Below are 25,166 nucleotides of genomic sequence, written 5' to 3' on the forward strand. Positions count from 1 at the left end.
GGGCCGAACACCGCCGGCGTGATCCGGCACATCCTCGAACGGCGCATCCATCCGCAGCAGGGCTACCGGGCCTGCCTGGGCATCCTGCGCCTGGGCAAAACCCACGGCGAAGTGCGCCTGGAGTTGGCCTGCCGTCGCGCCATCAGCCTCGGCACGTGCAGCTACAAGAGCCTCGAATCGATCCTGCGCCAGGGGCTGGAGAACCTGCCGCTGGCCCAGCAGCACCTGCCCCTGCTGCCGGACGACCACGCCAACCTGCGCGGCCCCGGCTACTACCACTGAACACAAGGAATCCCACCATGCTGCCCCATCCGACCCTGGACAAGCTGCAAACCCTGCGCCTGCACGGCATGCTCAAGGCGCTGAACGAACAACTGAAAACCCCGGACATCGACAGCCTGAGCTTCGAGGAACGCCTCGGCCTGCTGGTCGACCGCGAGCTGACTGAACGCGACGACAAGCGCCTGAGCAGCCGCCTGCGCCAGGCCCGGCTCAAGCACAACGCCTGCCTCGAAGACATCGACTACCGCAGCCCGCGCGGGCTGGATAAGGCGCTGATCCTGCAACTGAGCGGCGGCCAGTGGCTACGCGACGGCCTCAACCTGATCATCGGCGGCCCCACCGGTGTCGGTAAAACCTGGCTGGCCTGCGCCCTGGCCCACCAGGCCTGCCGAGAAGGCTACAGCGTGCGTTACCTGCGCTTGCCGCGTTTGCTGGAAGAACTGGGTCTGGCCCATGGCGACGGGCGCTTCGCCAAGCTGATGAGCAGCTACGCCAAGACCGACCTGCTGATCCTCGATGACTGGGGCTTGGCCCCGTTCACCGCCGAACAGCGGCGCGACATGCTGGAGCTACTGGACGACCGCTACGGCCAGCGCTCGACCATCGTTACCAGCCAGATGCCGGTGGACAACTGGCACGAACTGATCGGCGATCCGACCCTGGCCGACGCTATCCTCGACCGCCTGGTGCACAACGCTTACCGGATCAATCTGAAGGGTGAATCAATGCGCAAACGGACGCAGAAATTGACGACGCCAGCCAACCCGGACTAACAATGCCACCCCTGCGTCGCTGCGCTCCGACTGCCCGGCCGGATGGCCGTGGAACAGGTGGCCAGATGGCCCTGGAATGCCTGGCCAGATCGGGCCGGCCCAGAAAAGGTGAGTCAGGAACAGGTCGTTGATATCCCCGGAAAGACCAGCAATGATCCCAGGCGTGGAGATGAAGAAGGAGTTATGATCTTCATGACACGGCTTGGCCTCTTTCTGAATTGAGTCAGTGGAGCCGATCAGGCGTCGGATAGAAGCCCTGAGGCAGAAATGCCTGATAGTCCATTAGGGATTGGTATCCACCTGGGTGGAACGAGGCGATGACATAGAAGCTTCCTGTGTATGTGTGGAGCACCCAGAACTCTCCCTCCAGTTCGATACGCAGGATGTCCGAGGTGCGGATCAGACGCCCATCGGCAAATCGCCCACCGAGCGGATCAGCCCTGACATGTCGATGCATTACTCCCAGGCAGCAGCATGCCGCGATATGGGCATCAGTGAGATAGGCCGTGACCGGCTGGCTGAAAGGGTATGCCTGAGCCTTGCGCAGCTTCCGCATATTCTCGGGAGAAATTGGGCGCATTACTGCTCCTCACAGATCAATGATCAACTGCTGGTTGAGGCCGTGTGTTCACCGGGATACTCAATGGCTTAAATCAGGCATGCGATGGTGTCGGCGCTGGCAGGCTTGCGAGTACCGGGGCCCAGTAGCAGGTACACAGAATTGAGCGTTCTGAAATGAAATCCCTCGCTGAACTGATGCAGTAGCGAAGTTCTCACGAAGTCGCCGACATCCCATCGTCGCTCGCTGTCGAAGACAACCTGGTGCGCATAGATCAAAGCCGGCTGGCGTTGTGTCTTCTCCAGGGCATGCCGTTGAGCGTCCGTGGTCTCTATATCGAGCCACAGCCAGTCACGCACCAGGCAAAAATTTCCATAGGGGAAGTTCTTTCGGGCATAGCTGAGTGCCTCTTCGTCGGACATGGGGCTGCCGGGCATGGACACCCCTACTGCGTAAAGTAGCTCTGTGATTTCTTTCAGTGAATTCATGGTTGATTGATCCATATCCTCTGAGGATGGCTTGTGACATTCCGGGCAATAGCTGGGGCAGCTAGCTGCCCACTACCGCTCATGGAGTCTGCTGCATGTTGCAGGCCTGACGTGCTAGGAAAGTGCTTGCTGGCGCAGCTGAGTGCCTTTTTATCCGACATTGAGCTGCCTGGCATAGGCAGGCTGAAACCCGGAAAAAGTTCAGCCAGCGGAGTGAGGTCGGCCATTTTACTTAGCCCAGCCCGGGTAGGTGTAAGGGAAGTCTGGCTCTAGTCGCGCGAGTTGGAGTGCGCTTGTGAGGGCTTCTGCATCGGCGAAGCCTGCACGACCTGACCCTTTGCCGATTGTCGTGACCAGATGCTCCATGATCAGTTCCAGTCTCTTGGTCGCCGACCTGAGGCTAAGCAGGTCCAGGTTGGCGATGACATTGCACAGTACATCTATCGCCTGCGGCAATTGATCAATCGAGACGGTGCCGAAGCTGCCCCCGAAGACTGTCGTGAATTCTCGCTCCATCCTTGCGACCCGCGTGATTTGCCCGTTGGGGGCCCCGTGCATGCTCTGCCAGAGCGTTATTGCGTTAAGGATTTCTTGGGGCGTGGGAGTTAAAAACTCTTTTGGACGTTTGGTAGTCATGACGGCGGCCCTGAGTTAGAGCGCCGGTTGGCGGTTTTTTTGAAGCGAGGAGAGCATCTTCCTGAGAGTGTGGACCATCTGTTCTTGTTTCTTGAACAGCTGTAGTGATCTTCGCAGATCAGCATTTTTCTCCAGCATCTGTGCGGTGTCTTGATCGGCCCTGTTCCATGCAGAGCGATACTTATTAAGGCACTCAATGGCTGCGCGTCTGCTATCCGGGCAAAGTTGATCCAGGATGTGGTCAATGAAGTCTGGGGTTAGTCGTAGCGGCAAGTAGTAGAGCGAGCCCCCAGCTTCCTGTGCCTCTTCAACACGGAGTTCGCCTCCAAACTCTGTGATGGCAAGCTCTGCCAGGGATGTTTGTGCGCCGAACAACTGAAGCAGCGATTTCAGTTCCACGCGGAGTTGCAGCGATTCCATGTTCATCTTGAGCTGAAGCTTGCCGCCTGCGGGTGTGGTTTGTGTCGTGGTGTTCATGGGCTTCTCCAGTAATTTGAGAATCTGATTTGTATTTATTGACAGCGGTATGTGGCTGGTGGTAGCGAAACAAGGTAATGCTATGCCATCACGATGTGTCGCGTCAAAGGTGGCTTGATACTTCCTTTTCTGAGCGCGATAGATGAGCTACGAAAAGGTGTTGGGTGAGGTAGTTAGAGACGTGAGGCTTCGGGCTGGCCTCACGCATGAAGCTTGTGCTGAAGTCGTCAACGCTACCCACTTACGTCAGATCGAGAAGGGGCTGGCCGCAGTCAGAATTGACACGCTGGTAGCCCTATGTGGAGTGCTGGGCGTTTCACCGAGCCAATTGCTTTTGGTTGCTGAGGCGCGCTCGGCTGGTCAGGCGGTTGAAGAGCACCTTGGCGCGAACAACAAGCAAATTCGGTTGCTTCTGGAGGCCGGGCGGTTCGAGCCTGTCACCTCAAAAGATGCAGCGAGAGGAATTCGTGGCCAGAAGGCTGATGCGACCCGCGATGAGACTCGTCGATTGCAGACCGAAGGCCTATCTAAAGCTGATATCGCGCGTCAGTTAGGCGTTACGGTGAGGACAGTCGAGCGTTATTGGGTCAAGCCTGCCACTCAGAAGTGACTAGGCGGCATTTAAATTGGGTTTCACGTCTTATGCGACATCGTCCGTGTGTTGCTGCGGGAGAGTGCGACAGCTCAAGTGAGTCGCAAACGAGGTGCGGCAATACTCACTGCGTGTCGCGCTTCCGGCAATACGCAGCTCCTTTCTCCGGCCTGAACACCTAATCCCGTACCCGTTTGGGCGGTAGCACAAGCCCATTGGCGTGCTGCCTGGGTGTCGAGCTGCGAGCTAAAGCGCTCGTTTCGTTCCGTCGCAGCAAAAAAGAAACGGTACGCAAAACGGTACGCAAATTTTTTATCGAGCCCATAAACGAAAAAAGGCCAGCACGGTGGCTGACCTAAGTCGTTGTTTTATATGGTGGGCCCACACGGACTCGAACCGTGGACCAAAGGATTATGAGTCCTCTGCTCTAACCAACTGAGCTATGGGCCCTCAGAAGCGGGCGGATTATACCGGCGCGGTGTGGATAGCGCCAAGTGAATGGCGTGGGCTGAGGAACTTTTCTGTGAAGGCGTCGGCGGGGAGGGCGCGGCTGACGATGAATCCCTGTATCTGTTCGCAGCCTTCTTGGGCCAGGAACAGTTCCTGTGCGCGGGTTTCGACGCCCTCGGCAATGACGGTGAGTTGCATGCTGCGACCCAAGGCGAGGATGGCGCGCACGATGGCGATGTCGTTGCTGTCGGTGGGCAGGCCGCGGACAAAGGATTGGTCGATTTTCAGGGTGTCGACGGGCAGGCGCTTAAGGTAGCTGAGCGATGAGTAGCCGGTGCCGAAGTCGTCGATGGCCAGTTGGATGCCGAGATTTTTGATTTGGTGCAGCAGTACAAGCGCTTCTTCAGCTTGGTTCATGATGAAGCTTTCGGTGATTTCCAGTTGCAGGCACGCGGGCGTTAAGTTGTGTTCTTCGAGCAGGCTGGCTATGCGAATCAGTAAGTGCGGTTGGCGCAATTGCACGCCTGTCAGGTTCACCGAGAGCACGCCGAAGGGCCGCTGTTGTGCTTGCCACTGTTGCATTTGCCGGCAGGACTCGCGCAACACCCAGTCACCAAGGGCAATGATCAGGCCGGTTTCTTCGGCCAATGGGATGAAGCGGTCGGGGCTGATTTCGCCAAGCAGCGGGTGATACCAGCGCAGTAGGGCTTCGGCACCGATCAGGCTGTTGTCGATCAGGCTGCGTTTGGGCTGGTAGTAGAGTTGCAGTTGTTCCTGTTCGATGGCGCGGCGCAATTCACGCTCCAGGGCCATGCGCTCGGTGGCTTGAAAGGTCAGGTCGCGGGTGTAGTGCTCCACGCGGTTACGGCCGCGTGCTTTGGAGCGGTACATGGCCGCGTCGGCATTTTTCACCAATGTGGCGACGTCTTCTCCGTCGTCGGGGTAGCGGCAGATGCCAATGCTGGCGCTGATAAACAGCTCCTGCTGGTCGACTTTGAACGGGTGGCTGAAGCATTCCAGCAGGTGGTTGGCGACTGCTTCCGCTTCGCTGGCTTGGGCTTGGCCGGGCAGCAGAATAATGAATTCGTCCCCGCCCAGGCGCGCCAGCGTGTCGATAGCGCGCAGGTGGGTGAGCAGGCGTTCGGCGATGCTTTTCAGCAGTTTGTCGCCCACCGGATGGCCGAGGCTGTCGTTGATGTGTTTGAAACGGTCGAGGTCGATAAACAGTACGGCGCCCGCTCCTTGCTCGCTTTGGGCAGCGTCAATGGCGGTGTGCAGGCGTGCTTCGAACAGGGTGCGGTTAGCCAGGCCGGTGAGGGGGTCGTGATGAGCTTGATGATCGAGGCTGGCTTGGGCGTGTTTGAGTGAGCTGATGTCGGCAAACACGCCGACAAAGTGGGTGATCTCCTGGTCGCTGTCGCGCACCGCGCTGATGGTCAACCATTCGGGGTAAATCTCGCCGTTTTTGCGTTTGTTCCACACTTCGCCTTGCCAGTTTCCGCTGGCGCTGAGGCTGTACCACATGGCGGCGTAGAAGGCGCTGTCGTGTCTGCCAGAGGCGATCAGGCGTGGTGAGTTACCAAGGGCTTCGGCTTCGCTGTAGCCGGTGATGCTGGTGAAGGCACGGTTTACCGCGGTGATGCGCTGCTGCAGGTCGGTAATCATCACGCCTTCGGCAGTGCTTTCAAAAACGGTGGCAGCCTGTTTGAGGTACTCCTGCATCTGCTCGCGTTCGGTAATGTCGCGGGCGATGGTCAGAATGCACATGTCGCCTTCGATCGGGATGGGTTGCGCGGACATTTCGCAGATGCGCAGGTTGCCGTGTTTGGTGCGAATGGTGGCGCGGAAGTCTCTGACAGAGCCGTGTTGCTGAAGCGCGCTGATCATTCGGGTGCGGTCGAGCGGGTCTGCCCAAATGCCCAGCTGAACGGTGGTGCTGGCAGCTGTTTCATGCATGGCGTAACCGGTGATGCGGCTGAAACCCTCGTTTACATCGAGCAGTTGGCCGTCGCTCTGGCGGCTGATCAACATGCCGTCTGGCGAGGCATGAAAGGCCTTGGCGAACTTCTCCTCGGAGGCACTCAGGCGTTGTTGCACGTCTTTTAGTTCGCTGATATCGCGTAGCGCCACGACGAGGGTGCTGCTGTCATCCAGGGTTACTTGCTGGGCGGAAATCAGTGCGGTGAAATGGCTGCCGTCACGGCGGCGGAAGGTGCTTTCGAGGTTGTGCAGGTGTCCTTCATGGAGCATTTGCAGAATGTGCGCGCCGTTGCTTTGTTCGAGCCATAGGCCCAGTTCAGAGCTGGTGTGACCGACTGCTTCACTGGCGCTCATGCCAAATTGCTGTTCGAAGGTGTGGTTGACGGTGATCAGGCGTCCGTCTTCGGCGCTAAGCAAGGCAATGACATCGGGGCAGCTGTGAAACACGGAGGCGAATTTCTCTTCCGAGCGTGCGAGCGCTTGTTCGGTGTATTTGTTTTCGGTGATGTCGATGAGCAGCCCGCTTAACAGCGGTTTATCGTCCTCTTGACTGGGGGTGGCGATGACGCGCACCCACACTTCTCGGCCATCTGCTGCCAGCATGCGGTGATCGAAGCTTTGATCGCGTGCGTTATTGGCTGCGCGCCGGTAGTAGTCCAAGGCGAGCGACGCGTCGTCGGGATGCAGTATGGCGTGAATAAACTCAGGTTTTAGCCAGCAGTGTGGCGGGTAGCCAAAGAGCTTTTCAGCCTGCGGTGCGACGTAGAGGTAGGTCATGTTATCGGGGTTCATTTGCCAGGCCACGGCATTCAGGCTTTCTACCAGGCCACGGTAGTGTTGTTCGCTGTTGCGTAATTCCAGTTCAAGACTGTTGCGCTGCTGCATCTCGTTACGCAGTCGGTGGTTAATGCGCAGGACTGTGAAAATGATCAGCAGTGCAGCGATTAACCCAGGAAGGCCAAACATCAACAGGCCGCGCCAGAACGGGGGCTGTTCAGCAAGATTACTGATCCAGCGTTGTTCGATGGTGGCGACTTCAGCCGGGCTTAGTTCGGCGAGGAGTTTGTCGATGATGCTGGCGAGGATGGCGTGCTCTGTCGGGACGCCCATGGCCAGTTGATAGCGGTAGGGTGTTTGTCCGCTGATCACGATGCCATCAAGCTTGAGTTGTTGCAGGTGCCAGGCGCTAGAGGCCAGGTCGCCGACCATCACATCGGCCTGGCCGGTTGCGAGTGCTTGTAATGCAGCGGCTACGCTGGGGCGTGTCCAAAGGCGGAGCGTTGGGTGTTTGTCACGCAGTAACTCCTCAGGCGCATAGTTCTCCACCACGGCCACAGTGAGTCCGTCGAGTTCGCGCAAGCTGCGTGGTTGCGGCCCTTTCTCTTGCGCCAAGATGACGATTGGGAAGTCGAGATATGGGCGTGTGAATGTCAGGTATTGCTGGCGTGAAGGTGTGGCCGTGAGGCTTGGTAATAGATGGATCTTGCCGGTTCTGGCATCGGCGAGGGCTTCGCTCCAGTTGCGTGCAGGGTTGGGGGTTAATGCGATCTGCAGGCGTTCTTCGATCAGCGCGACATAGTCGGCAGCCAGGCCTTGATACTGAGAGTCGTGGTCGATGAATTCAAACGGTGGCCAGTTGTTGTCTATGCCCAGGCTCAGTTCAGGGTGCGCGGCCAACCATGCCTGTTCCTCGGGCGTGAGTTCCAGGCTTGATGCGGGCAGTGCCCAAGCAAGCAAGCACAGCACTGCGATGGCTGAAAAGCGCGACATGGGCGGGCTCGTTTTAGGCTGAGTCCGAAAAGTGTAGACCGAGGTGCCATCCTGGGTCACTGCCCATAATGCAAAACCCCCGGCAGGCCGGGGGTTTTGGTGTTACTCGTCGAGGAAGGAGCGTAAGTGCTCGCTTCTCGTCGGGTGGCGCAGCTTACGCAGTGCCTTGGCTTCGATCTGGCGGATCCGCTCGCGGGTTACATCGAACTGCTTACCGACTTCCTCAAGGGTGTGGTCGGTATTCATGTCGATGCCAAAGCGCATGCGCAGTACCTTGGCTTCACGCGCGGTGAGGCCGGAGAGCACTTCGCGGGTGGCTTCCTTGAGGCTTTCCACGGTCGCCACATCAATAGGCGATTGCATGGTGGAGTCTTCAATGAAGTCGCCCAGGTGCGAATCTTCGTCGTCACCAATCGGGGTTTCCATGGAGATCGGCTCTTTGGCGATCTTCAGTACCTTGCGGATCTTATCCTCAGGCATTTCCATGCGCTCACCCAGCTCTTCCGGGGTCGGTTCACGGCCCATTTCCTGCAGCATTTGCCGGGAAATACGGTTGAGCTTGTTGATCGTTTCGATCATGTGCACCGGAATACGGATGGTGCGCGCCTGATCGGCGATCGAGCGGGTGATTGCCTGACGAATCCACCAAGTGGCATAGGTCGAGAACTTGTAGCCGCGACGGTATTCGAACTTGTCTACCGCTTTCATCAAGCCGATGTTGCCTTCCTGAATCAGATCGAGGAATTGCAAGCCACGGTTGGTGTACTTTTTGGCGATCGAAATCACCAAGCGCAAGTTGGCTTCAACCATCTCTTTCTTCGCGCGACGGGCCTTGGCCTCGCCGATCGACATGCGACGGTTGATGTCCTTGATCTCGGCCAGCGTCAGCTCGCACTCAGCTTCCAGTGCAGACAGCTTTTGCTGGCAGCGCTGAATGTCAGCCTGCAGGTTGCCAATGGCTTCGGCGTACTTGGCTTTGCCCTTGGCCAGCTCTTCGGCCCAGCTCTGGTCAACTTCATTGCCGGGGAACAGACGCAGGAAGTCGGCGCGCGGCATGCGTGCGTCACGCACACAGAGTTGCATGATGGCGCGTTCTTGGGCGCGCAAACGCTCCAAGGCGCTGCGAACATGCACAACCAGCGCGTCGTACTGTTTAGGTACGAGCTTGATCGGCATGAACAGCTCGGCCATTTCTTTCAGCGCGGCAATGCCTTGCTTGCTGTTACGGCCATGCTTTTTCAGCGCTTTTTTCGCGAGAGCCAGCGCATCGCCAATCGCGGTAAAGCGGCGCAGGGCCTCTTCTGGATCCGGACCACCGTCGCCTTCTTCTTCCTCGTCGTCGCTGGCTTCAGCGTCGTCTTCTTCTACTTCTTCAGCGGCATCACCGTCTTTGACAGGCACCGGCGCAGCCGCTTCGGCCGGGACAATGCCGTCGTCCGGGTCGATGTAGCCGCTCAGTACTTCAACCAAGCGACCACCTTCGGTGGTGACGCGGGTGTACTCAGCCAGAATGCTGTCGACCGTGCCGGGGAAATGAGCAACCGCGCCCATAACCTCGCGGATGCCTTCCTCGATGCGTTTGGCGATTTCAATCTCGCCTTCGCGGGTCAGCAATTCCACGGTGCCCATTTCACGCATGTACATGCGCACGGGGTCGGTGGTGCGGCCGATATCGGTTTCAACCGCAGCGAGTGCGGCAGCAGCTTCTTCAGCGGCGGCCTCATCGGTGTCGGCATCGGCCAACATAAGGGTGTCCGCATCCGGAGCACTCTCGTGTACGGGGATCCCCATGTCGTTGATCATGCGGATGATGTCTTCCACTTGCTCGGGATCAGAAATATCTTCCGGCAGGTGGTCGTTGACCTCTGCGTAAGTCAGATACTTCTGCTCACGACCCAGGGTGATCAACTCTTTGATACGAGACTGCTGTTGCGCTTTTCCGGACATAACACCCTATCCACTGAAGGTCTTGGCGGGCAAAAAACAAGCCGCGGATTATACCCGAGTAGTACCCCTAAGCGCCAGTTGGGCTTGGGGTTATCGTTGATACATTTCGACTCAGCAACTGGCGCAGCTGATCTTTCTCTTCTGTGCTTAATTCGCTTTGACGGGCTTTGCGCAGCAAATGTTCCAAGCTGCGCTCACGTTGGCGGGCGACAAGACTAGTTATAGTGTCGAAAAACTGTTGTTCAAGGTTGTCGGCTGAAATCAGCCACTCCTTTTCTGCGAGCGCGCGCAGTAGGCGGCCCTGTTCGGTGCCGTGCCAGCGCGCGATCAGTTGCAGTGAGCGCAGGTTTGGATTTTTTTGCAGGGCGCCGAGTAGGGCGACCAGCAGTTGTGCGTAGGTGTCGTCTTCGGCAGCGAAATGGCTAACATCTTCAACCTTTTGCGCCAGTTGTGGGTGATGCAGCAGGGTGCGTAATGCACTCAGGTGTGGCGATTCAACGCTAACCGCTGTGCGGGGCGCGCGCGGGGCGAAATCGTTCTTGCCTTTTTTGTTCCACTTGCCGCCGTCTTTCTTCCAGTCGCCTTTGCTTTGGCTGCGTTCGAATGCCGGTGCGGGGCTCGGATTTTCGTATTCGTTGTGAGCGGGCGGCTGGTCGTAATAGGCGCTGTCGGGTATTTCGGCAAAGTCCGGGTAATGGCTCGGGGGTGGGCTTGTGGTGTTAGTGCGCGTGGGGCTGGCCATTTGGCTCATGGCGTCGCCGGAGAGGCCTGTGATTTCGCTCAGGCGTTGGCGCATCAGGGTGCGCAGGTTGTTGCCGGGGATCTTGTCGATCAGCGGTACGGCCAGGGTCATTAAGTGTGCTTTGCCTTCCAGTGAGCGTGGGTCTGCTTCTTCCGAGAGTTGCTGGAAGAAGTAGTCGGCCAGTGGTTGGGCGTGTTGGTTGATGCGTGCGCGAAAGGCATCGGTGCCTTCGCTGCGTACTAGGGTGTCGGGGTCTTCGCCGTCGGGTAAAAACAAAAAGCGCGCGCGACGCCCGTCTTGCAGGTTGGGTAGTGCGGCCTCAAGTGCGCGCCAGGCGGCGTTGCGTCCGGCGGCGTCACCATCAAAGCAGAACAATACGCTGGGCACGATGCGAAATAAGCGCTTGAGGTGTTCTTCGCTGGTGGCGGTGCCGAGGGTGGCAACGGCGTTGCGCAGGCCTTGCTGGGCCAGGGCGATGACGTCCATGTAGCCTTCGACCACCATGATCTCGTCGAGATCGCGGTTGTGCTTGCGCGCTTCAAACAGGCCGTACAGCTCCTGGCCCTTGTGAAACACCGGGGTTTCCGGGGAGTTCAGGTATTTGGGTTTTTCGTCGCCCAGTACGCGGCCGCCAAAGGCGATGACTCGGCCGCGACTGTCGCGGATCGGGAACATGATGCGATCGCGGAAGCGGTCATACACGCGCTTGTTTTCGGCGTTCTCGATCAGCAGGCCGGCATCAATCATGGCCTTTTGTTGCAGTCCGTCGCCACCCAGTTGCTTGAGCAGGTTGTCCCAGCCGGGTGGTGCGAAGCCCATGCCGAAGTCGCGCGCGATCTCGCCAGAGAGGCCGCGGCCTTTCAGGTAGTCAATCGCTGCTTTGCGTTGTGGGTGGTTTTTCAGCGCGTGCTTATAGAATTCGGTGGCGGCTGTTAGCAGCGGGTAAAGCGGTGAGTCGGTCGGTTGGCGCGGCTTGTTGTTGCGGGTGCCTTCTTCGCGCGGCACTTCCATGCCGGCGCGCTTGGCCAGGTCCTCGATCGCCTGGGGGAAGTCCAGTTGGTCGTGGTCCATGACAAAACCCAGTGCGTTGCCGCCTGCGCCGCAGCCAAAGCAGTAGTAAAACTGTTTGTCCGGGCTGACGCTGAACGAGGGGGTTTTCTCTTTATGGAAGGGGCAGCAGGCAGTGTAGTTCTTGCCGGCCTTTTTTAGCTGGATGCGCGAACCCACCACGTCGACGATGTCGGTGCGGTTGAGCAGATCGTCGATAAAAGACTGTGGAATCAGGCCGGCCATAGGCGCTCAGAATACTGTTGTGCGCAAGGGCAGAACAGGTAGAGGCAAAAACTAAAAGACTCCGATCGTCACCCGAGGGTGGCGCGGAGTCTTTAAGCAAAGCCCGCAGAAGCGCGGGCGTTCAGGCGTTGCTTGTACCGATTAGTACAGGCGAACGCTGCGGCGCTGCTCGCGCTGCACTTTCTTGGCGTGACGCTTAACAGCGGCTGCTGCTTTACGCTTACGCTCGGAAGTCGGCTTTTCGTAGAATTCACGGCTGCGAACTTCAGCCAAAACACCGGCTTTTTCGCAGGAGCGCTTGAAACGACGCAGAGCTACGTCGAAGGGTTCGTTCTCTTTAACTTTGACGGCTGGCATCCAGGGCGTACCTTCTTTATTACCGGGGGGTAACGTTGCTCCTAGCAAATCGCGCTGGAGAACGTAGGTTTTTAAGGGTTGCGGATGTTACCGCCTCATCGCGAGGAATGCAAAGCCTCTGATCGAAAAGCGCTAGTCGGTTCGCGTCACCGGCCATTATCATGCGCGCCTTTGAAGCTGCATTCTCTACTACAAGGCACTGCCCATGCTGGTTCTGGGATTGGAAACCTCTTGCGACGAAACCGGTGTCGCGCTTTACGACAGTGAGCATGGTCTGCTGGCTGACGCGCTGTTCAGTCAGATTGATTTGCACCGTGTTTATGGTGGCGTGGTGCCGGAATTGGCCTCGCGCGATCACGTCAAACGCATGCTGCCGTTGATTCGCCAGGTGCTTGAGGAGGCCGGCAAGAGTAAAACTGACATTGATGCTGTCGCCTACACCGCAGGCCCAGGCTTGGTCGGTGCCTTGCTGGTGGGCGCATCTTGCGCTCAGGCTTTGGCGTTCGCTTGGGGCATTCCGGCGCTTGGCGTACACCATATGGAAGGTCACTTGCTGGCCCCGATGCTGGAGGAGCAGCCACCCGCTTTTCCGTTCGTCGCTTTGTTGGTGTCGGGCGGGCACACCCAGTTGGTGCGTGTCGACGGCATAGGGCAATACCAGTTGCTCGGCGAGTCGTTGGACGACGCGGCAGGTGAGGCGTTTGACAAGACCGCCAAGCTGATGGGCCTGCAATATCCGGGAGGGCCGGAGATTGCGCGTCTGGCGCAGCAGGGCACGCCTGGGCGCTTCAAGTTTCCGCGGCCGATGACGGATCGTCCGGGGCTTGAGTTCAGTTTTAGTGGTTTGAAAACCTTTACCTTGAATACGTGGCAGCAGTGTCAGGCTGCCGGCGATCACTCCGAGCAGACCCGCTGCGACGTTGCCTTGGCATTCCAGCAGGCCGTGGTTGATACCCTCACCATCAAGTGCAAGCGCGCGCTGAAACAGACCGGCTTGAATAACTTGGTGATTGCCGGGGGCGTGAGTGCTAACAAGGCTTTGCGGTTGTCGCTGGAACAGATGCTCGGCGAACTCAAGGGTGCTGTTTTTTATGCACGGCCAGCGTTTTGCACCGATAACGGTGCAATGATCGCCTATGCCGGTTGCCAGCGCTTGCTGGCAGGGCAACATGAGGGTTTAGCCATCAGCGTGCAAGCGCGCTGGCCGATGGAGCAGTTGCCGGCGTTGTAATCCGGGATGAACGGCGCTCACTTTGGTGATTTAAAAATGCCGCTCACGGCCCGCGAACAGATCGCGTAAATTGCCACGGTGCCGCCAGACGATAAGCCCGGTGAGTACGCACACAGGCAGCAAGGCTGCTGGCTGCTGCCAGGCCAGTAGGGGCAGTGTCAGCGGGGTGGCAATCAGTGCGGCCAATGAACTGGTGCGGGTCAGGACGAACACCAGCGCCCAGGCAGCCACTGCGAGCAGTGCCGCTGGCGGGTAGAGCCCTAGCAGCATGCCCGCCGCGGTGGCGACTCCTTTGCCGCCACGGAAGTTGAAATACATCGGATACAGGTGGCCGATAACAGCGGCTAGGCCAATCCAAGCTTGTTGCTGCAGGTTAAAACCGAGTAAATCAGCGAGCAAAATCGGCAGCAGGCCTTTGAGCAGATCGCCGATCAAGGTGAAGATGGCTAGGCGTTTGCCCGCGACCCGCAGCATGTTGGTGGCACCAGGATTACCTGAGCCGCTGGCGCGCGGGTCCGGTCCGCCGGCCAAGCGGCTGAGCAGAATGGCGAAGGACAACGAGCCGAGCAGATAGGCGAAGATCGCCAACAGCCAAAACATGGTATCCATTCCGGGCGAGGAAGCCCTGATTCTAACTAGGTGCGACAGCCTTGTCGTGCCGCGGAGAGCGTGCTTGGACACAGTTTTTATTGAGGGTCTGGAAGTCGACACCGTGATTGGTGCCTACGACTGGGAGCGCACCATTCGTCAGTGTTTGCGCCTGGACCTGTACCTAGGCTGGGACAACCGCCCGGCTGCTGCGGGTGATGACTTGGAGAAAGCGCTGGATTACGCCACCGTTTCGCAGCGTATCCAGACATTTGCCAGCGAATCGCAGTTTATTCTGGTGGAAACCTTTGCTGAGCGCTTGGTGCAACTGCTTATGAGCGAGTTCCAGATTCCCTGGGTTCGTCTCAAGTTGACCAAGCCCGGTGCGGTGCCCGCTGCCAGTGGCGGCGTGGGCGTGGAGATTGAGCGCGGATGTCGCTAACTCCCGTACTGTTGGGTCTGGGCAGTAATATCGGCCGTGAAGCGCACCTGTGCGCAGGTCTCGAGGCGCTCAGTGCTGTGCTCAGTGGCATGCGCTGCTCGCCGGTGTTTGAGAGCCAGCCGGTGGGCATCAAAAGTGGGCCGTTCTTCAATCTGGTAGTGGCTGGTTACAGTGATCTACCGTTGGGCGAACTGGACCGACGCTTGAAGTTCATCGAGGCCGATAACGGTCGTTATGCGCCTGATCGCAAAGGCTTGCCGTTGGATATCGACGTGCTGTTGTATGGTGATTTGGTCGGCAACTTCGATGGCCTGATCCTGCCGCGGGCAGAAATCCTGAAAAACGCCTTTGTTCTCTGGCCCTTGGCGCTGTTGGTGCCGGACGTTCTGCATCCGGGCGTGCAACGCAGTTTTGCCGATCTGTGGGGTGCCGCGCACATCGATCAGCAATTGTCGCCAGTGGCGTTTAGCTGGCGCGAGCAGGCGTTGACGCCTGCTGATTTGATAGCCACTTATCCTGCACTAACCTAGCTCTTTTCTCGGTTTGCGTTGCTCTGCACTTTGAACGCCTCAAGGGCTGCAAGCCGTTGCTGGTTCAGTGCTTCACCCAACTCAGCGCCCTTAAAGCCACGCTCAAGCAAGGGTTGCACCGCGACCGCGCGGGCGGCCTGCAGGGCGGCGCGCAGGTAGTCGGCTTGCGGGTAGTCACGCTGTTCCAGGCCTAATCGACCACGGGCGTCCATTTCACAAGCGGCGATAAACTCTTCGAAGCGCTGCGGTCGGCGGAAGACATCAAAGCCTTGCAGCAGTTTGAGCAGGGTTGAGGCTTTCAGCTCCAGCGCGCGGTGGCCGTGGGTGTGAAACTCACCGACCTGCAAGGCGAGTTCCTGGCAATCCTTGGGCGCTTTGCAGCGTTGATTGATCGCGCGGATCAGTTTCAAGCCCTTCTGCTCATGGGCGATGTGCCGGGGCCACTCGGCTTCAGGGGTGAGGCCTTTGCCGACATCGTGCAACAAGCAGGCCCAGCGCACCGTCAGCGGTTGCTGGTGTTCGGCGCACTGGTGCAGCACGCTGAGCACATGCACACCGGTGTCAATTTCCGGGTGATGGGCTGCGGGTTGCGGAATGCCGAACAGGGCGTCGACTTCCGGCAGCAGCACGTGCAGCGCGCCACAGTCGCGCAGTACCTGAATGAAGACGTCCGGGCGCGGTTCCATAAGCGCGCGGAAGATTTCTTTCCAGCTGCGCTCGGGCGTCAGGGCGCTCAACTCATCTGATTCGCTCAGTTGGCGCATCAGTGCCAGGGTCTCAGGCGCAACGCTAAAACCCAGTGGCGCATAGCGCGCGGCGAAGCGGGCCACACGCAGCACGCGCAAAGGGTCTTCGGCGAAGGCGGGTGAGACGTGACGCAGCAGGCGAGCTTCAAGGTCACGTTGGCCGCCGTAGGGGTCAATCAAGGTGCCTTGGTCGTCCTCGGCCATGGCATTGACGGTGAGGTCGCGGCGGATGAGGTCTTCTTCCAGTGTCACATCCGGGCTGGCGAAGAAGGTAAACCCACCGTAGCCGCGCCCGCTTTTGCGCTCGGTGCGAGCCAGGGCGTATTCCTCGCCGGTCTTGGGGTGCAGAAATACCGGGAAATCTGCCCCCACCGGTCGATAGCCCAGTTCGAGCATCTGTTCAGCGCTGGCACCCACCACCACCCAGTCGATCTCGCTGATGGGGCGGCCTAACAGGCGGTCACGCACAGCGCCGCCCACTTTATAAATCTGCATAAATAAACCTTAACGCTGCGTTGCGCAGAGCATAACGGCTGGGCGGGTGAGCTGTCTGGTTCGCGCTTGGATGACTGGTGCGTGGAAGCGAAAAGCCCCCGCCGCAGCTGGACGGCGGGGCATTGATTTAGATCGGCGGAATCATCAGATCAAGCCGAGGATAGTCGTTGCTTTGATCCTGTTCGGTTTTTGGTGGGACATGATGGCTGCCGATCAACTGCTCACCTTGATAAACCTCAAGGTGGATATTGAAGCCCCACAGGCGGTGCAGGTGCTTGAGTACTTCGTCGGTCGAGCTGCCCAGGGGTTTGCGGTCGTGCTGCTGGTGGCGCAAGGTCAGCGAGCGGTCGCCGCGGCGGTCGATATTCCAGATTTGTACATTGGGTTCGCGGTTGCCGAGGTTGTACTGCGCGGCCAGGGTTTCGCGGATGCTGCGGTAGCCGGGCTCATCATGGATGGCCGGCACGTAGAGCTCGTTCTTCTGGTCGTCATCCAGCACGCTGAACAACTTGAGGTCGCGAATCACTTTGGGCGACAGGTACTGCAGGATAAAACTCTCGTCCTTGAAGCTGGTCATGGCGAATTTAAGGGTGCTTAGCCAATCACTGCCGGCGATGTCGGGGAACCAGCGGCGGTCTTCGTCGGTGGGGTTTTCGCAGATACGGCGAATGTCCTGATAGATGGCAAAGCCCAATGCGTAGGGGTTGATGCCGCTGTAGTAGGGGCTGTCGAACGGCGGTTGGTAGACCACGCTGGTGTGCGATTGCAAAAACTCCAACATAAAGCCGTCAGTGACCAAGCCTTCGTCGTACAGGTCATTCATCAGCGTGTAATGCCAGAAGGTCGCCCAGCCTTCGTTCATCACTTGAGTTTGCCGTTGCGGGTAAAAGTACTGGGCGATCTTGCGCACAATACGAATGATCTCGCGCTGCCAGGGCTCCAGTAGCGGGGCGTGTTTTTCCAGAAAATAGAGGATGTTTTCCTGCGGTTCGGCAGGGAAGCGCGCGGTGTCTTTGTCGCTGGTTTTGCTGGCGTTTTTTGGAATGGTGCGCCACAGGTCGTTGATCTGCTTTTGCAGATGTTCTTCGCGGTCTTTCATGCGCCGCCGTTCTTCTTCGGCGGAGATCGGATAGGGGCGCTTGTAGCGATCCACGCCGTAATTCATCAAGGCATGGCAGGAGTCGAGCAGTTCCTCCACCGCATCGATGCCATAGCGCTCCTCGCATTGCATGATGAACTGCTTGGCGAACACCAAGTAATCGATGATCGAGCTGGCATCGGTCCACGTGCGGAACAGGTAGTTGCCCTTGAAGAAGCTGTTATGGCCGTAGCACGCGTGCGCGATGACCAGCGCCTGCATGCAGATGGTGTTCTCCTCCATCAGGTAGGCGATGCACGGGTCGGAGTTGATCACGATCTCGTAGGCCAGCCCCATCTGCCCGCGTTTGTAGCCCTTCTCCGTGCTGAGGAAGTGCTTGCCGTAGGACCAGTGGTGGTATCCCAGCGGCATGCCGACCGAGGCATAGGCGTCCATCATTTGCTCGGCGGTGATGACCTCAATCTGGTTGGGGTAGGTGTCCAGTGCGTAGCGTTCGGCCAGGCGAGCGATTTCACGATCGTACTGACGGATCAGCTCGAAGGTCCACTCCGAGCCGGTCGAAATCGGCTGGCGTTTCCTTTCGCGGGTGGTGCTGTCTGAGGTGCTCATGTGGCTAGCCTCCGCTGGAACAGGTCGCGGAATACCGGGTAGATATCGCCGGATGACACCAGCTGTTGCTGGGCGAAACTGTCGGCGAATGCCTCGGCAACGTGTTCGTACTCGAACCACAGCGCCTGGTGCTCGCGCGGGGTGATTTCGACGTAAGTGAAGTACTGCACGAACGGCATGATCTGGTTAATCAGAATATCCCGGCATAACGGGGAATCGTCATTCCAGTTGTCGCCATCCGATGCTTGCGCGGCATAGATGTTCCATTCATTGATCGGGTAGCGCTCGGCCATGATTTCCTGCATCAACTTCAACGCGCTGGAAACAATGGTGCCGCCGGTTTCACGCGAGTAGAAAAACTCATCCTCGTCGACTTCGCGGGCGCTGGTGTGGTGGCGGATAAACACCACCTCGATCTTGTCGTAGTTACGCTTGAGGAACAGGTACAGCAGGATGAAGAAGCGCTTGGCGATGTCTTTGGTCGATTGCGTCATCGAGCCTGACACATCCATCAAGCAGAACATCACGGCCTTGGAGCTGGGGTTGGGCTGCTTGACCAGCAGGTTGTACTTGAGGTCGAAGGTGTCGAGGAACGGCACCCGCTTGATCCGCGCACGCAGCTTGATGATGTCGTCCTCAAGCGCCCGAATATCAGTCAGATTGTCCGGTTGTTCGCGTTTCAAAAATTCCAGTTCGGCTTCGGCGGTCCTCAGTTTTTTACGACTGTTGCCGGACAGAGCGATGCGTCTTGCGTGCGCTGATCGCAGGGTGCGCACGATGTTGATGCGTGAAGGATTGCCGTCATTGCTGATGCCGGCGCGTACGCTCTTGAACGTGTCGGTGCCGGTTAGATGGCGCTTGATCAGATTGGGCAGCTCCAAATCCTCGAACATAAAGTCGAGAAACTCTTCCTGGGTAATCTGGAAGACAAACTCATCAATGCCTTCGCCCGAGTTACTGGCCTTGCCAGCGCCTTGGCCACCGCCGCCTCCTTGCGGGCGGGCAATTTTCTCGCCGGTGGTGAACTCGCGGTTACCCGGATGCACGGTGGTCTGCCGGCCCCCGCGGCCGTGGTGCAGCACCGGCTCGTCAGTATCGCGGCCGGGTATGCTGATTTGCTCGCCGTGCTCCATGTCGGTGATGGAGCGTCGGCCCACGGCTTCTTCCACCGCTTTTTTAATGTGCTCACGGTAACGTCGCAAAAAACGCTGGCGGTTGACCGTGCTCTTGTTCTTGCCATTGAGGCGTCGGTCGATCACGTGGCTCATAAGCCCCTCCGGGGCAGCTTTAAGCGGCAAGCCTCAAGCTGCAAGTGAACGCTGCGCGGCTTCTTGATTTGCCGCTTTAAGCTTGCCGCAGGTGCTGTGCTACTGCGATTTACGCACCCGCAGGTACCACTCGGAGAGCAGGCGTACCTGCTTGTCGGTGTAGCCGCGTTCGACCATGCGTGTGACGAAGTCGTTGTGTTTCTGCTGATCCTCCTTGCTCGCTTTGGCGTTGAAACTGATGACCGGCAGCAGATCTTCGGTGTTGGAGAACATCTTTTTCTCGATGACCACACGCAGTTTTTCGTAGCTGAGCCAAGTCGGGTTTTTGCCGTTGTTGCCGGCGCGGGCGCGCAGCACGAAGTTGACGATCTCGTTGCGGAAATCCTTCGGATTGCTGATTCCGGCCGGTTTTTCGATCTTCTCCAGTTCCTCGTTGAGGGCTACACGGTTGAGGATTTCGCCGGTTTCCGGGTCACGGTATTCCTGGTCTTGAATCCAGAAATCGGCGTACAGCACGTAGCGGTCGAAGATGTTCTGGCCGTATTCGCTGTAAGACTCCAGATAAGCTGTCTGGATTTCCTTGCCGATAAACTCGATGTAGCGGGGGGCGAGGTATTCCTTGATAAAGCGCAGGTAGCGCTCGCGGGTTTCGGCCGGGAACTGTTCCTGCTCGATTTGCTGTTCCAGCACATACAGCAGGTGCACGGGGTTGGCGGCGATTTCGTGGGGGTCGAAGTTGAAGACCTTGGACAGAATCTTGAAGGCAAAGCGGGTCGAGAGGCCGTTCATGCCTTCATCCACGCCGGCGCTGTCGCGGTACTCCTGAATCGACTTGGCTTTTGGGTCGGTGTCCTTGAGGTTTTCGCCGTCATACACGCGCATTTTCGAGTAGACGTTGGAGTTGTCCGGCTCTTTCAGGCGGCTGAGGACGGTGAACTGGGCGAGCATCTTTAAGGTGTCGGGCGCGCAATGGGCCTTGGCCAGAGAGCTGTTGAACAGCAGCTTGTCGTAGATCTTGATTTCATCGGCCACGCGCAGGCAGTAGGGCACCTTGACGATGTAAATGCGGTCGATGAACGCTTCGTTGTTCTTGTTGTTGCGGAAGCTGTGCCATTCCGACTCGTTGGAGTGGGCCAGCAGAATGCCGCTGTAGGGAATCGCGCCAAGGCCTTCGGTGCTGTTGTAGTTGCCCTCTTGGGTGGCGGTGAGCAGCGGATGCAGCACCTTGATCGGTGCCTTAAACATCTCGACGAATTCCATCAGCCCTTGGTTGGCCCGGCACAGTGCGCCGGAGTAGCTGTAGGCGTCGGCGTCGTTCTGTGGGTATTCCTCAAGCTTGCGGATATCCACCTTGCCGACCAGGGCGGAAATGTCCTGATTGTTCTCGTCGCCCGGCTCGGTTTTGGCCACCGCGATCTGATTGAGGATCGAAGGGTAGAGTTTGACCACGCGGAACTGGCTGATATCACCGCCGAACTCTTGCAGGCGCTTGGTGGCCCACGGCGACATGATGGAGTTGAGGTAACGCCGTGGGATGCCGTAGTCCTCTTCGAGAATTGCGCCGTCTTCGGCGTCGCTGAACAACCCCAGCGGCGACTCGAACACGGGCGAACCTTTGATGGCATAGAACGGCACCTTCTCGATCAGGTGCTTGAGTTTTTCTGCCAGCGAGGATTTACCGCCGCCCACCGGGCCGAGCAGATAGAGAATCTGTTTCTTCTCTTCCAAGCCCTGCGCCGCATGGCGGAAGTAGGAGACGATCTGGTCGACGCATTCTTCCATACCATGAAAGTCGGCAAACGCTGGGTAGCGACGAATCACCTTATTGGAGAAAATGCGTGACAGGCGCGGGTCGGTTGAGGTGTCGAGCAACTCCGGCTCGCCAATCGCCAGCAGCAAACGTTCAGCTGCCGAGGCATAGGCGCTGCGGTCCTGTTTGCACAGCTCGAGGTACTCTTGCAGGGAGCACTCTTCCTGCCGAGTCGCTTCGAAACGTTGTTGGAAGTGGCTGAATATACTCATGACTTCACCTCGCTCGATGCGCAGAGCCGGTGCCGGGTCGGTCAGGAGATGGATGGCCCTGGCGCGAATGTCGCCAGATTAAACCCCCAGAGCGCCTAATAAGTCTTACCGATAGCCCGATGCCGTTTGGCCGGCTCTACCTTGTTTTGGATGGCCTGAGCTAAAGAATAGTTCGGAATCGGCAAGGTCAAGGGCGGGGCAACGATAACAGGATATTACTGATGCCCGCGAAGGCGCGAAGGCCGCAGCGAGCGCGGCCTCGGGGTGGCGAAATTTATTCTTCGTCGTTGCTGGTGGGAGCCTGGGCGGTGTCGTCAGGGAAGGTTGCGCGCCACAGCTCAAAGCCGCCGTCGAGGCTGTAGACATCGCTAAAACCCTGGCCCGCCAAATAGGCCGCGGCACTTTGGCTGGAGTTGCCGTGGTAGCAGGTGACGATCAACGGTGCATCAAGATCGGCCTGGCTGATAAAGGCATGCAGCGAGTAATTGTCGAGGTGCTGCGAGCCGCTGATGTGCCCGGCCGCAAAGCTCTGTGGGTCACGGATGTCCACCACCACCGCACCCTGCTGGCGAAGTGCCTGGGCATGTTGCGCTGGGATGCGTTTAAATTCGCTCATGCTTGCTCCTTACAGTCGCAGCTGTATTTCTCGCCGCTATCGATATTCATCAGGGTCATACGGGCACCCCATACACAGCCGGTATCCAGCGCGACGATACCAGGTTCCTGGCACTGGCCTTCGAGTGCAGCCCAGTGGCCAAAGATAATGCGTTGCTCGCGCGTTTTGCGTTCTTTATGGCTGAACCAGGGCGCATAACCGATCGGCGCACTGCCAATACCTTCTTTGCTTTTCAGGTCGAGGGTGCCATCGGCTTTGCAGAAGCGCATGCGGGTGAAGCAGTTAGTGATCACGCGTAGGCGCGTGACGCCTTGTAAATCACCGTCCCACTTGGCGGGTTCGTTGCCATACATGCCGTCGAGAAACAGCGGCAGGCGTACGTCGTCGCGCAGGGCTTCTTCGACCTCGGCCGCTCGTTTGAGGGCTTTGCTTATGTTCCACTGTGGGGGGATGCCGGCATGCACCAGGGCGGTGTTGCGCGCCTCGTCGTAATGCAAAAGCTTTTGCTGGCGTAGCCACTCAAGCAGGTCGGCAGCATCGGGTGCGTCGATGACCTCGCGCAGGGTGTCGCCTTTTTTCAGGCGTTCGGTATTGTGCGCCACGGCCAGCAGGTGCAGGTCATGGTTGCCCAGCACGCAGGTCAGTGCGCTGCGGATGCTGTAGATAAAGCGCAAGGTCGCCAACGACTCGGGGCCACGGTTGACCAGATCACCAACCAGCCAGAGCTTGTCTTGGGCAGGGTCAAAGGCCACGCGCTCAAGCAAGCATTGCAACGGTTTCAGGCAACCTTGCAGGTCGCCAACGGCGTACGTTGCCATCAGTGCAGCGAGCCCGGCACCGCGAGACGGAAGGGCTCGATCAGGGCGTCAAAACGTTTGCCGTCTTCGGCGAGCATTTGATAGCTGCCCTGCATGATGCCCACGCGTGTGGCCATCACCGTGCCGCTGCTGTAGGTGTGGCTTGCGCCTGGGGCAATCAGCGGTTGTTGACCGATGACGCCCGCGCCACGCACTTCTTGCACGCGGCCATCACCGTCGGTAATGACCCAATGACGTGAGAGCAGTTTGGCTGGCAGCTCACCGTTGTTGCTCACTGTTACGGTGTAGGCGAAGGCAAAGCGGCTTTGCTCTGGCTGCGATTGTTCCGGCAGGTAGCGGGTGACGACGCTGACGTCGATCTTGTAACGCGAATCGCTCATGCGTGGTTAGCTCGCTCGGTGAAGAGTGCAGAGTCCGCCGTCAGGCGGGCTGGGTTTGCTCGGTGTACTCGACCAGTTTGTCCGCCAGACGAACAAAGGCGGCCAGGTCCAGTTGCTCGGGGCGCAGGCTGCCATCCACGCCAGCGGCTTCAATGGCTTGCGCCGGCAGCAAGGCCTTGAGGGTGTTACGCAGGGTCTTGCGGCGCTGGTTGAATGCTTCGCGCACTACACGCTCAAGCTGGTGGTGGTCTTTGGCCGGATGCGGCAGGACTTCATGCGGCACCAGGCGGACAATGGCTGAGTCAACCTTGGGCGGCGGGTTGAATGCGCCCGGGCCAACATTGAACAAGTGCTCCACGCGGCAATGATACTGCACCATGATCGACAATCGACCCCAATCGCCACCACCAGGCTCGGCGGCCAAGCGTTCAACCACTTCTTTTTGCAACATGAAATGCATGTCGCGAATCAGCGCTGCGTTGCTGAGTAGATGGAAAATCAGCGGCGTGGAGATGTTGTACGGCAGGTTGCCGACCACGCGCAGGCTATGCGGCGCAGCCTCGAGTTGGGTGAAGTCGAACTTGAGGGCGTCGCCCTGGTTCAGGCGAAAACGCGGGTTCATGCCGAACTGGTGCTGCAGGATCGGCACTAGGTCGCGGTCGAGTTCAATCACGTCAAGCTGGGCGCCGCTGTTCAGCAGGCCTTCGGTCAGGGCACCTTGGCCTGGGCCAATCTCCAGCATGTGCTCGCCTTCGCGGGCATGGATGGCGCGCAAGATGCGGTGAATGACGCCCGCGTCATGCAGGAAATTTTGGCCGAAACGCTTGCGCGCGCGGTGTTGGTAGTCGGACATAGCGGGTAGCTCCAAGCTTCAAGCCGCAAGCTTAAAGCGAAAACAAAGAGCGGCAGTTTAACAGCATTGGCGGCGCAACCCGTAGCGCCGCCAATGGCCGCATGCTGGCGGTTTAGGCGCGGCTGGCGGCCATCTGATAGGCGGTTTCGAGGGCTACCTGCAAGCTGCCACAGTCAATTTTGCCGGTGGCGGCCAGATCCAGAGCGGTGCCGTGGTCCACCGAGGTGCGGATAATTGGCATGCCCAGGGTGATGTTTACTGCCGCGCCAAAGCCTTTGTACTTGAGCACGGGCAGCCCTTGGTCGTGGTACATGGCCAGTACCGCGTCACAGTGCTCAAGGTGTTTGGGGGTGAATAAGGTGTCGGCGGGCAGTGGCCCGATCAGGTTGATGCCTTCGTCGCGCAACTGCGCCAGAGTTGGTTCGATGATTTCAATCTCTTCTCGGCCAAGATGGCCACCTTCACCAGCGTGCGGGTTGAGGCCGCAGACCAGGATGCGCGGCTGGGTAATACCGAATTTTGCTCGCAAGTCGTGATCAAGGATACGTGCCACGCGGCGGATGCGCTCAGGTGTGATGGCATCGGCCACATCCCTGAGCGGCAGGTGCGTGGTCACCAGGGCGACGCGCAGGCCGTGCGTCGCCAGCATCATTACCACCTGTGGGGTGTGGGTTAGTTCGGCGAGGAACTCGGTGTGACCAGAGAAGGCGATGCCAGCCTCGTTGATCACGCCTTTGTGCACGGGCGCGGTGATCATCCCGGCGAAGTGGCCATCCAGGCAGCCTTGACCTGCGCGCGTGAGCGTTTGCAGTACGTAATGCGCGTTATCGCTATTCAGCTGGCCGGGCTCAACATTTGCGCCCAGTGGTGTATCCCAGACGTAGAGACTGCCCGCCGCCGCAGGCTGCTGTGGCCAGTAATCGGGGGTGGTGCTGATCAGCTCAATGGTCAAGCCGAGTTGCTGCGCGCGTGTGGTAAGCAGTTCGCGGCTGGCGATGGCGATCAGGATTTCCGGCTGCGCCGCGCGGGCCAGCAGCAGGCACAGATCTGGGCCGATACCGGCAGGTTCGCCTGGGGTCAGAGCAAAAAGACGAGGCATGGCGTTAATCCTCAAGCGGCAAAA

The 25,166-nt window shown here is 58.7% G+C and carries 23 protein-coding genes, 1 tRNA gene and 1 pseudogene; 6 read left to right on the forward strand and 19 right to left on the reverse strand.

From position 1 onward, the window contains the following. Positions 1–282: pseudogene (locus AUK77_RS18525) on the forward strand (IS21 family transposase); the annotation flags it as partial. Between the two features lie 17 nt (positions 283–299). Further along, positions 300–1,055, forward strand: a complete 756-nt coding sequence (istB, locus tag AUK77_RS18530) for an IS21-like element ISPpu7 family helper ATPase IstB (RefSeq protein WP_003290589.1) — start codon at positions 300–302, stop codon at positions 1,053–1,055. A gap of 223 nt (positions 1,056–1,278) precedes the next feature. Here the strand turns inward: istB and AUK77_RS18535 are convergent, their stop codons facing one another. The 4 genes from AUK77_RS18535 to AUK77_RS18550 form a co-directional block, all read right to left on the reverse strand. Then, the gene (locus AUK77_RS18535; protein WP_075750106.1) at positions 1,279–1,635 is read right to left on the reverse strand and encodes a hypothetical protein; all 357 of its coding nucleotides are present in this window, start codon (positions 1,633–1,635) and stop codon (positions 1,279–1,281) included. A gap of 68 nt (positions 1,636–1,703) precedes the next feature. Beyond that, complete coding sequence (locus AUK77_RS18540; RefSeq protein WP_075750104.1) at positions 1,704–2,102, reverse strand: hypothetical protein; 399 nt, start codon at positions 2,100–2,102, stop codon at positions 1,704–1,706. A gap of 228 nt (positions 2,103–2,330) precedes the next feature. Beyond that, positions 2,331–2,738 (reverse strand): hypothetical protein, encoded by a 408-nt coding sequence (locus AUK77_RS18545; RefSeq protein WP_156886319.1) that lies wholly within the window; start codon positions 2,736–2,738, stop codon positions 2,331–2,333. 15 nt (positions 2,739–2,753) lie between these two features. Then, positions 2,754–3,215 carry a hypothetical protein gene (locus tag AUK77_RS18550; RefSeq protein WP_075750100.1) on the reverse strand — a complete coding sequence of 154 codons (462 nt, stop codon included), beginning with the start codon at positions 3,213–3,215 and terminating at the stop codon, positions 2,754–2,756. Positions 3,216–3,357: 142 nt separating this feature from the next. Here AUK77_RS18550 and AUK77_RS18555 point away from each other — a divergent pair, with 142 nt between their 5' ends. Continuing rightward, on the forward strand, positions 3,358–3,825 hold the full coding sequence (locus tag AUK77_RS18555; RefSeq protein ID WP_017675687.1) for a transcriptional regulator: 468 nt from the start codon (positions 3,358–3,360) through the stop codon (positions 3,823–3,825). A 355-nt stretch (positions 3,826–4,180) separates the two neighbouring features. Here the strand turns inward: AUK77_RS18555 and AUK77_RS18560 are convergent. The 5 genes from AUK77_RS18560 to rpsU form a co-directional block, all read right to left on the reverse strand. Continuing rightward, positions 4,181–4,257: transfer RNA gene (locus tag AUK77_RS18560), tRNA-Ile, on the reverse strand. A 15-nt stretch (positions 4,258–4,272) separates the two neighbouring features. Further along, a complete protein-coding gene (locus tag AUK77_RS18565) occupies positions 4,273–8,007 on the reverse strand; it encodes an EAL domain-containing protein (protein ID WP_296132750.1) in 3,735 nt (1,244 codons plus the stop codon). 102 nt (positions 8,008–8,109) lie between these two features. After that, on the reverse strand, positions 8,110–9,954 hold the full coding sequence (gene rpoD, locus AUK77_RS18570; RefSeq protein ID WP_296132752.1) for an RNA polymerase sigma factor RpoD: 1,845 nt from the start codon (positions 9,952–9,954) through the stop codon (positions 8,110–8,112). A gap of 67 nt (positions 9,955–10,021) precedes the next feature. Next, complete coding sequence (gene dnaG / locus AUK77_RS18575) at positions 10,022–11,989, reverse strand: DNA primase (protein ID WP_296132754.1); 1,968 nt, start codon at positions 11,987–11,989, stop codon at positions 10,022–10,024. Between the two features lie 141 nt (positions 11,990–12,130). Next, positions 12,131–12,346 carry a 30S ribosomal protein S21 gene (rpsU, locus tag AUK77_RS18580; protein ID WP_003296736.1) on the reverse strand — a complete coding sequence of 72 codons (216 nt, stop codon included), beginning with the start codon at positions 12,344–12,346 and terminating at the stop codon, positions 12,131–12,133. 205 nt (positions 12,347–12,551) lie between these two features. Here rpsU and tsaD point away from each other — a divergent pair, with 205 nt between their 5' ends. After that, positions 12,552–13,577 (forward strand): tRNA (adenosine(37)-N6)-threonylcarbamoyltransferase complex transferase subunit TsaD, encoded by a 1,026-nt coding sequence (tsaD, locus tag AUK77_RS18585; protein ID WP_296132757.1) that lies wholly within the window; start codon positions 12,552–12,554, stop codon positions 13,575–13,577. A 30-nt stretch (positions 13,578–13,607) separates the two neighbouring features. Here tsaD and plsY read toward each other — a convergent pair whose 3' ends face one another. Next, positions 13,608–14,177 carry a glycerol-3-phosphate 1-O-acyltransferase PlsY gene (gene plsY / locus AUK77_RS18590; protein ID WP_296132759.1) on the reverse strand — a complete coding sequence of 190 codons (570 nt, stop codon included), beginning with the start codon at positions 14,175–14,177 and terminating at the stop codon, positions 13,608–13,610. 73 nt (positions 14,178–14,250) lie between these two features. Between plsY and folB the strand changes: the two genes are divergently transcribed. Together folB and folK are read left to right on the forward strand one after the other, a co-directional pair. Further along, positions 14,251–14,607, forward strand: a complete 357-nt coding sequence (folB, locus tag AUK77_RS18595) for a dihydroneopterin aldolase (protein WP_296132761.1) — start codon at positions 14,251–14,253, stop codon at positions 14,605–14,607. Further along, a complete protein-coding gene (folK, locus tag AUK77_RS18600; RefSeq protein ID WP_296132762.1) occupies positions 14,598–15,137 on the forward strand; it encodes a 2-amino-4-hydroxy-6-hydroxymethyldihydropteridine diphosphokinase in 540 nt (179 codons plus the stop codon). Before folB ends, folK begins: the two co-directional genes overlap by 10 nt. Here folK and AUK77_RS18605 read toward each other — a convergent pair. The 9 genes from AUK77_RS18605 to pdxA form a co-directional block, all read right to left on the reverse strand. Continuing rightward, positions 15,134–16,378, reverse strand: coding sequence for a multifunctional CCA addition/repair protein (locus tag AUK77_RS18605; protein ID WP_296132764.1), 1,245 nt, complete (start codon positions 16,376–16,378; stop codon positions 15,134–15,136). The two genes, folK and AUK77_RS18605, sit on opposite strands and share 4 nt — an antisense overlap. 127 nt (positions 16,379–16,505) lie before the next feature. Then, positions 16,506–18,086 (reverse strand): SpoVR family protein, encoded by a 1,581-nt coding sequence (locus tag AUK77_RS18610; RefSeq protein WP_296132765.1) that lies wholly within the window; start codon positions 18,084–18,086, stop codon positions 16,506–16,508. Beyond that, positions 18,083–19,354 (reverse strand): YeaH/YhbH family protein, encoded by a 1,272-nt coding sequence (locus tag AUK77_RS18615; protein WP_296132766.1) that lies wholly within the window; start codon positions 19,352–19,354, stop codon positions 18,083–18,085. Before AUK77_RS18615 ends, AUK77_RS18610 begins: the two co-directional genes overlap by 4 nt. A 99-nt stretch (positions 19,355–19,453) precedes the next feature. Then, a complete protein-coding gene (locus AUK77_RS18620) occupies positions 19,454–21,376 on the reverse strand; it encodes a PrkA family serine protein kinase (RefSeq protein ID WP_296132770.1) in 1,923 nt (640 codons plus the stop codon). A 274-nt stretch (positions 21,377–21,650) separates the two neighbouring features. Next, complete coding sequence (glpE, locus tag AUK77_RS18625; RefSeq protein WP_296132772.1) at positions 21,651–21,992, reverse strand: thiosulfate sulfurtransferase GlpE; 342 nt, start codon at positions 21,990–21,992, stop codon at positions 21,651–21,653. Next, positions 21,989–22,810, reverse strand: coding sequence for a symmetrical bis(5'-nucleosyl)-tetraphosphatase (locus tag AUK77_RS18630; RefSeq protein WP_296132774.1), 822 nt, complete (start codon positions 22,808–22,810; stop codon positions 21,989–21,991). Before AUK77_RS18630 ends, glpE begins: the two co-directional genes overlap by 4 nt. Beyond that, a complete protein-coding gene (apaG, locus tag AUK77_RS18635) occupies positions 22,810–23,190 on the reverse strand; it encodes a Co2+/Mg2+ efflux protein ApaG (protein ID WP_296132776.1) in 381 nt (126 codons plus the stop codon). The genes AUK77_RS18630 and apaG overlap by 1 nt, the downstream gene beginning before the upstream one ends. A gap of 40 nt (positions 23,191–23,230) precedes the next feature. Next, positions 23,231–24,043 (reverse strand): 16S rRNA (adenine(1518)-N(6)/adenine(1519)-N(6))-dimethyltransferase RsmA, encoded by an 813-nt coding sequence (gene rsmA / locus AUK77_RS18640; RefSeq protein ID WP_296132778.1) that lies wholly within the window; start codon positions 24,041–24,043, stop codon positions 23,231–23,233. Between the two features lie 112 nt (positions 24,044–24,155). Then, positions 24,156–25,142: a 4-hydroxythreonine-4-phosphate dehydrogenase PdxA gene (gene pdxA / locus AUK77_RS18645; RefSeq protein ID WP_296132780.1), complete on the reverse strand. Its 987-nt coding sequence runs from the start codon at positions 25,140–25,142 to the stop codon at positions 24,156–24,158. Positions 25,143–25,166: the final 24 nt, after the last annotated feature.

This window comes from Pseudomonas sp. Ga0074129 (assembly GCA_001465025.1).
GTDB lineage: Bacteria > Pseudomonadota > Gammaproteobacteria > Pseudomonadales > Pseudomonadaceae > Aquipseudomonas.

Bases quoted from the DNA above. Each gene is read 5' to 3' on its own strand.
- istB (WP_003290589.1), top strand. From the start codon at position 300: ATGCTGCCCCATCCGACCCTGGACAAGCTGCAAACCCTGCGCCTGCAC.
- AUK77_RS18535 (WP_075750106.1), bottom strand. From the start codon at position 1,635: ATGCGCCCAATTTCTCCCGAGAATATGCGGAAGCTGCGCAAGGCTCAG.
- AUK77_RS18540 (WP_075750104.1), bottom strand. From the start codon at position 2,102: ATGAATTCACTGAAAGAAATCACAGAGCTACTTTACGCAGTAGGGGTG.
- AUK77_RS18545 (WP_156886319.1), bottom strand. From the start codon at position 2,738: ATGACTACCAAACGTCCAAAAGAGTTTTTAACTCCCACGCCCCAAGAA.
- AUK77_RS18550 (WP_075750100.1), bottom strand. From the start codon at position 3,215: ATGAACACCACGACACAAACCACACCCGCAGGCGGCAAGCTTCAGCTC.
- AUK77_RS18555 (WP_017675687.1), top strand. From the start codon at position 3,358: ATGAGCTACGAAAAGGTGTTGGGTGAGGTAGTTAGAGACGTGAGGCTT.
- AUK77_RS18565 (WP_296132750.1), bottom strand. From the start codon at position 8,007: ATGTCGCGCTTTTCAGCCATCGCAGTGCTGTGCTTGCTTGCTTGGGCA.
- rpoD (WP_296132752.1), bottom strand. From the start codon at position 9,954: ATGTCCGGAAAAGCGCAACAGCAGTCTCGTATCAAAGAGTTGATCACC.
- dnaG (WP_296132754.1), bottom strand. From the start codon at position 11,989: ATGGCCGGCCTGATTCCACAGTCTTTTATCGACGATCTGCTCAACCGC.
- rpsU (WP_003296736.1), bottom strand. From the start codon at position 12,346: ATGCCAGCCGTCAAAGTTAAAGAGAACGAACCCTTCGACGTAGCTCTG.
- tsaD (WP_296132757.1), top strand. From the start codon at position 12,552: ATGCTGGTTCTGGGATTGGAAACCTCTTGCGACGAAACCGGTGTCGCG.
- plsY (WP_296132759.1), bottom strand. From the start codon at position 14,177: ATGTTTTGGCTGTTGGCGATCTTCGCCTATCTGCTCGGCTCGTTGTCC.
- folK (WP_296132762.1), top strand. From the start codon at position 14,598: ATGTCGCTAACTCCCGTACTGTTGGGTCTGGGCAGTAATATCGGCCGT.
- AUK77_RS18605 (WP_296132764.1), bottom strand. From the start codon at position 16,378: ATGCAGATTTATAAAGTGGGCGGCGCTGTGCGTGACCGCCTGTTAGGC.
- AUK77_RS18610 (WP_296132765.1), bottom strand. From the start codon at position 18,086: ATGAGCACCTCAGACAGCACCACCCGCGAAAGGAAACGCCAGCCGATT.
- AUK77_RS18615 (WP_296132766.1), bottom strand. From the start codon at position 19,354: ATGAGCCACGTGATCGACCGACGCCTCAATGGCAAGAACAAGAGCACG.
- AUK77_RS18620 (WP_296132770.1), bottom strand. From the start codon at position 21,376: ATGAGTATATTCAGCCACTTCCAACAACGTTTCGAAGCGACTCGGCAG.
- glpE (WP_296132772.1), bottom strand. From the start codon at position 21,992: ATGAGCGAATTTAAACGCATCCCAGCGCAACATGCCCAGGCACTTCGC.
- AUK77_RS18630 (WP_296132774.1), bottom strand. From the start codon at position 22,810: ATGGCAACGTACGCCGTTGGCGACCTGCAAGGTTGCCTGAAACCGTTG.
- apaG (WP_296132776.1), bottom strand. From the start codon at position 23,190: ATGAGCGATTCGCGTTACAAGATCGACGTCAGCGTCGTCACCCGCTAC.
- rsmA (WP_296132778.1), bottom strand. From the start codon at position 24,043: ATGTCCGACTACCAACACCGCGCGCGCAAGCGTTTCGGCCAAAATTTC.
- pdxA (WP_296132780.1), bottom strand. From the start codon at position 25,142: ATGCCTCGTCTTTTTGCTCTGACCCCAGGCGAACCTGCCGGTATCGGC.